General features: G+C 73.9%; 5 protein-coding genes. 1 reads left to right on the top strand and 4 read right to left on the bottom strand.

Translation table 11 applies throughout. The annotated features are described in order from the left end of the window. The first annotated feature begins 188 nt into the window (after window positions 1–188). Window positions 189–365 carry a hypothetical protein gene (locus tag ACIGXM_RS10430; protein ID WP_396558985.1) on the top strand — a complete coding sequence of 59 codons (177 nt, stop codon included), beginning with the start codon at window positions 189–191 and terminating at the stop codon, window positions 363–365. 96 nt (window positions 366–461) lie between these two features. On the opposite strand, the gene ACIGXM_RS10425 is transcribed toward ACIGXM_RS10430, so the two are convergent. The 4 genes from ACIGXM_RS10425 to ACIGXM_RS10410 all read right to left on the bottom strand — a co-directional run bounded on the left by ACIGXM_RS10425 (window position 462) and on the right by ACIGXM_RS10410 (window position 6621). Continuing rightward, entirely contained in the window at window positions 462–3626 is a 3165-nt protein-coding gene (locus ACIGXM_RS10425; protein ID WP_396558983.1) for an AfsR/SARP family transcriptional regulator, read from the bottom strand. 744 nt (window positions 3627–4370) lie between these two features. Then, window positions 4371–4703, bottom strand: a complete 333-nt coding sequence (locus ACIGXM_RS10420; RefSeq protein WP_396558981.1) for a hydroxyisourate hydrolase — start codon at window positions 4701–4703, stop codon at window positions 4371–4373. After that, on the bottom strand, window positions 4700–6079 hold the full coding sequence (locus ACIGXM_RS10415; protein WP_396558979.1) for a Zn-dependent hydrolase: 1380 nt from the start codon (window positions 6077–6079) through the stop codon (window positions 4700–4702). Before ACIGXM_RS10415 ends, ACIGXM_RS10420 begins: the two co-directional genes overlap by 4 nt. Further along, window positions 6076–6621, bottom strand: coding sequence for a TIGR00730 family Rossman fold protein (locus ACIGXM_RS10410; RefSeq protein ID WP_396558977.1), 546 nt, complete (start codon window positions 6619–6621; stop codon window positions 6076–6078). Before ACIGXM_RS10410 ends, ACIGXM_RS10415 begins: the two co-directional genes overlap by 4 nt. Window positions 6622–6725 lie beyond the last annotated feature (104 nt).

Genomic DNA, 6725 nt, shown 5'->3' with positions numbered 1-6725 from the left:
CACCGCGCTGACCTGCGGTTTTGTCCGCCATTCCGACGCTATGGATCCCCTATCGGCAGGTCCCGGGCGGCCGATAGCGCGGCTGGGCGGTCGGATAGCGATCGGAAAGCAGCCGTTCCTAGCGTGGTGGTCAGGCAGTGAGACAGCAGGCCGCCCGGGACGGCGGCCTCGACGAAGGAGCTGAACCAGTGGCAGTCACCCGGTCGGTCGTTCGCGGAATCACTCTCGTCATGGTCGCCCTGGCGGGCGCGCTGCTGGTTCTCTCCACCGGCTTCTCCGGCACCGCCGTGCCGAGTGCCGGCACCACCCCGGCGCCGGTCGCCACCAGCGTTCCGCAGGCTCCCGCGAACACCAACTGGGGCTGAATCGAGAATTCCCCCGGAATGTCGGGGCGAATTCCACGGGAAACGCCGAACGGGCGCCCGGCCTGGGGAGTCCGGGCGCCCGTTCGGCTCGTCCGTTCAGCTGCCGGGGAAGCGGGTGGCGCCGGCGGCCCGGAGCAGACCCGGGCCGCTCGGCCGCTCGGGCCGCGCCAACTGCTCCTTGAGCCGCTGCACCAGCCGCCGCACCCGGGCCGAGTCCAGCCCGACGACCGCGGCCAGCGCGTCCCGCCGGCACTCCGCGGCCTGCGCCCGTCGCCCCGCCGCCGCGTGCACCCGTCCGCACAGCTCCAGCGCGCAGGCCTGGAACAGCGGCGCCCGCATCTCGGTGAACAACTCCCTGGCTCGTGCCGCGCGTACCCAGGCCAGCTCCAACTCGTCTGCTTCCAAGGAGAGTTCGCCAAGCGCCAGGGCGACCCGGGCCTCCGCCAGCCGCTCCCCGACGGTCACCGCGAGGGTGTCCGCGGCGGCCAGCAGCTCGCCAGCCGCCGCCTGGTCGCCGCGCAGCCGGTGGACCTCGGCCAGGCCCAGCAGCGCGTAGGTCTCGCCGATGTGGTCCTCGGCCAGCCGGACGTCCGCCAGTACCTGCCGGAAGTCGGCCAGCGCGCCGTCCAGGTCGCCCAGCGCCAGCCGCGCCTCGCCCAGCCGGTGCAGCACCTGCGCGCCCACCCGCCGGTTGCCCAGCCCCTGGCAGACCCGCAGCGCGCGCTCCAGCAGGCCACGGGCCAACTCGTGCTCCCCGTACTCCAGGTGGATCTGCGCCATGTGGTTGAGCACGTGCGCCTCGCCGATCCGGTCGCCGGCCTCCTCGAAGACCGCCATCGCCTGCCGGCAGCGGTCCAGGGCGTCGTCCAGCCGACCGTTCATCCGGTCCAGGAAGGCCATGTTGCGCAACACCATGGCCGCGCCGTGCCGGTCGCCCAGTTCCTGGTAGAGCGCTAGGGCCCGCTCGAACTGCTCGGCGGCCGGGGTGAACTGCTGCTCGAACATGTCCAGGGAGCCGGCCGAGTACCGCATCGCGGCCTCGCCCAGCCGGTCGCCGGCCTGCCGGGCGGCCCGCAGCGCGAGGTCGTGGGTCTCCCGCCAGTCGTGGAAGTGCGCGCGCGCCTCGAAGAGGGTCACCGCGTTCATCGCCAACCCCCAGGCGTGCCCGGCCAGTCCGGAGGCGGCGGCCTGCCGGACCGCCGAGACGATCCACATCCGCTCCTGGTCGTACCAGCCGAGCGGGTCGGCCAACACCCGGTCCACCAGCCGGGGCGGCAGCTCCCAGCGGCCGGCCGGACTACGGGTCAGCATGAACTCGCCGCCGTACTCCCGCCGGTGGGCCTCCCCGGTGAGGAAGAGCAGGGCGCCCAGGATCCGCTCCAGCGCCTCCTGCCGGGCCGACGGCGGCTCCTCGGTGGCCAGCCGCTCGCGGGCGAAGGTGCGTACCAGGTCGTGGAACCGGTATCGGGCGCTCCGGGTGGTCGAGTCCACCTCGACGTCCAACAGGTAGGACTCGGCCAGCTCCTCCAGCAGGTCCTGTCCGCGCAGCGGGTCGGTCCGCAGCAGCGGCGCGCCGATCCAGGACGCGAAGCTCGGGGTCTCCAGCAGCGCCAGCAGCCGGAACAGCCGCCGGGCGTCCGGGCTCAGGCTCTCGTAGGTGAGCGAGATGCTCGCCCGCACGCCCATCTCGCCGTGCCGCAGTTCGTCCAGCCGGCGCGACTCGTCGGTCAGCCGCTCGATCAGGTCGGAGACCGACCAGTGCGGGCGGGCCGCCAGCCGGGCCGCCACGATCCGCAACGCCAGCGGGAGTTGGCCGCACAGCTCGCACAGCGCGGCCACCGCCTCGGGCTCGGCGGTGATCCGCGAGCGGCCGGCGATCCGGGCCAGCAGCTCGGCCGAACTGAGCTGGCTGAAGGCGCTCACCTCGACCCGGTCGGCGGCCGGCAGCCCGGTGAACCGCCGCCGCGAGGTGACCAGCACCCGGCACTCCGCGCTGCCCGGCAGCAGCGGCAGCACCTGGCTCTCCGACACCGCGTCGTCCAGCACCACCAGCACCCGCCGCCCGGCCAGCCGGTCCCGGTACATCTCGGCGCGCTCCTCGATCCCGTCCGGGACGGCCGGGGCGGCCACCCCGAGCGCCCGCAGGAACCGGCCGAGCACGTCGCAGGCCTTCTCCGGCTGGGCCGCGTTGGAGAGCCGGGCGAACAGCTGACCGTCCGGGAAGGCCGACGCCAGCCGGTGTGCCAGGTGGACGGCCAGCGTGGTCTTGCCCACCCCGCCACGGCCGGTGATCACGGTGACCGGGACCGCCTGCTCGCCCGCCGCCTCGCCGGCCGGCTCGGCCAGGATCCGTTCGATGGTCTGTGCGCGGCCGGTGAAGTCGGCGATCCCGGCCGGCAGCAGCCGTGGCACGCTGGGCGGTGCGGGGGCCGCCGGGTCCGCGGCCGGGTGCTCGGAGGCCGTGGCAGGCGTACCGGCGGCAGGCGTTCCGACGGCTGGGACGGCCGGCTCGCCGGTCAGCACCGGGTCCCTGGTCAGGATCGCCTGCTGGAGCCGCCGCAGCTCCTCGCCGGGCTCGATGCCCAGCTCGTCGACGAAGGTCTCCCGGGCCCGCCGGTACTCCTCCAGCGCCTCCGCCTGCCGGCCGGCGCGGAACAGCGCGGTCATCAGCAGCACCCGCAGCCGCTCGCGCAGCGGGTTGGCCGCGACCAGCGTGCTCAGCTCACCGACCAGCTTGTGGTGCGCGCCCAGGCCCAGCTCCAGTTCCAGGCACTCCTCCAGCACCACCAGCCGGCGCTCGTCCAGCTGCGCCACCCCGGCCCGCACCAGCCGGCTGCCGATCCCGGAGAGCGCCGGGCCGCGCCAGAACGCCAGCGCGGCCCGCAGTTCCTCCGCCGCCTGCCGCGGTCGCTGGTCCGCGAGCCGGCGGCCGGTGGCGACCCGGGCGTCGAAGAGGCGCAGGTCGAGTTCGCCGTCGGCGACCCGCAGCAGGTAGCCGGGCGCGCGCGTGACGATCCGCCCCAACCCCAGTTCATCGCTCGGCAGTTGCTGGCGCAGCGAGGAGATGGCGATCTGGATCTGGCCCCGGCTGGTGGTGGGCGGATCCTCGTCCCAGACGCCGTCCACCAGTCGGTCGCTGGGGACGATCCGATTGGCCTCCAGGAGGAGCAGGGCGAGCACGGTTTGCTGGCGCAGACCCTTCACATCGACCGGAACACCCTCGTGCGCCACTTCCAGGGGGCCGAGAATCCGAAAGTCCAAAAGAAAAACTCCTGGTTGCTCAGCGGTTCTCGTCGGATCACCGCGCCGTCAACTGGGCGGGGACCGCCGGAGAAACGGGAGCAACGGCGAACCGCACGGCACGGCACAGGCCGCGCGCGACCGCCGGACTTCCCGACCCTCGCGCGGAGGCAGCCCAACCCTGCCCCGCACCCGCCGGGCACCGTCACGTCACACCGGGGCCGGGCGGCGAACGCTCCCGGCGCGGACCGGGATGTCCCCATACACTCTGTGTCTGGCCCCCCGTGGCCATCGCTGCGCGCGCCGGGCCGGAGCGGACCGGCGGACGCGCCCCCCGAAGCGTCCCCCGGGCCGGAACCCGGCCAGCGGTTACGAAGGAATTTCACATGACGTCAGATTGGGCGTCAATGAGAGGAACCGAGAAACTGCCCCCGGGGGACGATCCTGTGCGTTTGGCAGTCGCAATCCACCGATATGCGCTACGAAGGGCGACAGGCCCCGTCCCACACGGGTATGGGGCGGGGCCTGACATGTTCTGAGCGGATTCGTTGCGACCGTGTTGCCAATCGTTGCGTACTGTCGGGCGGAGTCCGTATTCGGCAAGCGCCTTGCGGTGGGCGGCGGTGATCCGGTCAAAGTGCGGGTGCTGCCCGTCCGCCAGGCGGCGCCTGCCGTGGCCGGCCGGGTCGAGGTACCGGAAACGATGGCGGTGGCAAATTGACATGGACTCGTTCATGGGCTGCGCGGCGAAATACCGTACCCCGCTCAGGTGCCACGGTAGGTGAGGTACGAGGTGGGGGTGATCATCATCGGCAGGTGCAGATCGGTGCTGGGGTCGCTGAGCCGGAACTCGACGATCGCCCGCGGGTAGAGCGGCGCCGCGCCCAACTCGGCGAAGTAGCCGTCCAGATCGAGCACCAGCTGGTACGTGCCGCGGGTCAGCCCGGCCGGGTGCCAGTGCGCCAGCCGGCCCAGGTGGTCGGTGCTGCTGTGGGCGAGGTCCTCCCAGGCGAGGTCGGTGCGGCCGCGCAGGCGGACCCGCAGGTTGGCGGCGGGCATGCCGAGCGAGGCGTCGATGACGTGCACCGAGACGCTCATCGGCCACCTCCGTCGTCGGTGGTCGTCGGGTGCCGGCCGGTCCGCGCCGGGTCGAGTTCCGTCGGGTCGAGCTCCGCCGGGCCGAATGCCGCCGGCCCGAACTCCACGGCCGTGACCAGCTCCTGGACGCGCAGTGCGGCCTGCAGCAGTACGTCCGCGCCGCAGACCAGCGCCTCCGGTGCGGTGTCCTCGGCCGGCGCGTGACTGATCCCGTCCCGGCTCGGCACGAAGATCATCCCGACCGGGGCGATCTCGGCCACCATCTGCGCGTCGTGGCCGGCGCCGCTCGGCATGGTCAGCCGGGTCAGCCCCAACTCCTCGGCGGCCTCGGCGATCGCGCGGCGCAGCAGCGGGTCGGTGGAGACCGGCCGGGACCGAGCCGCGACGGTGACCGTCACCCGGCAGCCGGTGGTCTTCTCCACCTCCGCGCACACCTCGCGAACGGCCGCCTCGGCCCGGGCGATCCGCTCCGGGTCGGTGTCGCGGACCTCGGCGCTGAGCCGGACCGTGCCCGGCACGGTGTTGGTGACGTTGGGCGAGACGTCGAGGTAGCCGACCGTGGCGGTGGAGCAGAGGCGCTCGGTGGCGGCGATCCGCCGCACGCCCAGCACCACGTCGGCCGCCGCGGCCAGCGCGTCCCGGCGGTCGGGCATCGGGGTGGTGCCCGCGTGCTGCACCTGGCCGGCCACCTCGGCGTCGAAGATGGTCCGGCCGACGATCCCGTCCACCACCCCGATCTGCACGCCGCGCCGCTCCAGCACCGGGCCCTGCTCGATGTGCAGCTCCAGGAAGGCACCGATCCGGCCGGGCGCCCAGGCGGCGGCGTCCAACCGCTCCGGGTCGCCGCCCGCCGCCAGCAGGTACGCGCGCACGGAGCGGCCGGCCCGGTCCCGCGCCGAAAGCCCGTCCGCCAGCTGCCCGCTGAGCGCCCGGGAGCCCCAGAACGGGTACTGGACCAGCGCGCCCTCCTCGTTGGCGAAGGCCACCACCACGGGCTCGTAGGGCAGTTCGAGCCACGGCGTGGCGGAGGCGAAGACCCGGAGCACCTCGACGGCCGCCACCACGCCGTACGCGCCGTCCAGCCGGCCGCCCTGGCGCACGCTGTCCAGGTGCGAGCCCATCAGCAGCACGGGTGCCTCGGGGCGGCCGCCGGGGCGCCGGACGAACAGGTTGCCGGCGGCGTCGGTCTCGGTCACCAGGCCCGCGTCGCGGGCGAGTTCGCGCAGGAACGCGCGCCCCTCGTTCTCCTCGGCACTCAACCCGAGCCGGGAGACCCCGCCGGCGGGATCGGCGCCGATCTCGGCCAGCCGGGCCAGGACGTCGAGCAGGCGCACCCCGTCGACGCGCAGGGCGGTGCGTGCGATCGGGGCGGTCATGTGCGCGCCCCGGTGGCGAGGGCCTCCGCCAGCGCCAGCGCCTCGGCGCCACCGCGCGCGGTGCGGAACAGCACGCCCTCGCCGTGGTCCGCGAACCCCAGCCCGCGCAGCTTCTCCACCGCCGCCCGGATCGGCCCCCAGAAGCCCTCCGCGTCCACCAGCACCAGCGGCTTTCCCTGCTCGCCAAGGCAGTTGAGCGACAGGACGTCCAACACCTCGTCCAGCGTGCCGTATCCGCCGGGCAGTGCGAGGAAGGCATCGGCGTGCTCGATCATCAGCCGCTTGCGCTCGAACATGTCGTCGGTGAGGTGCAGCTCCTGATCCGGTGCGGCGATGGCGAGTTCACGCTCGTAGAGGAAGCGCGGGGTGTACCCGGTGATCGGCGCGCCGCTCTTGGCGGCGGCCCAGGCGACCTCACCCATCAGCCCGGAGCCGCCCCCGCCGTACACCAACCGGTGCCCGCGCTCCCCGATCAGCCGCCCGACCTCCCGGGCCGCCTCGGTGATCCCGGCCCGCTCCCCGGACCGGGCTCCGCAGAACACACAGATCCGCAATCCCCTCGCCCCCACCGGAGGCCCCGCATCCTGCGTCACGCCATTCCTCCCGTCCCACCGCCCGGCCGCTCCGGCCCGGTGCGTACGTGCGT

Source organism: Kitasatospora sp. NPDC052896, from assembly GCF_044547075.1.
Classification (GTDB): Bacteria; Actinomycetota; Actinomycetes; order Streptomycetales; family Streptomycetaceae; genus Kitasatospora.
This window is presented reverse-complemented; position numbering and strand designations above follow the sequence as displayed.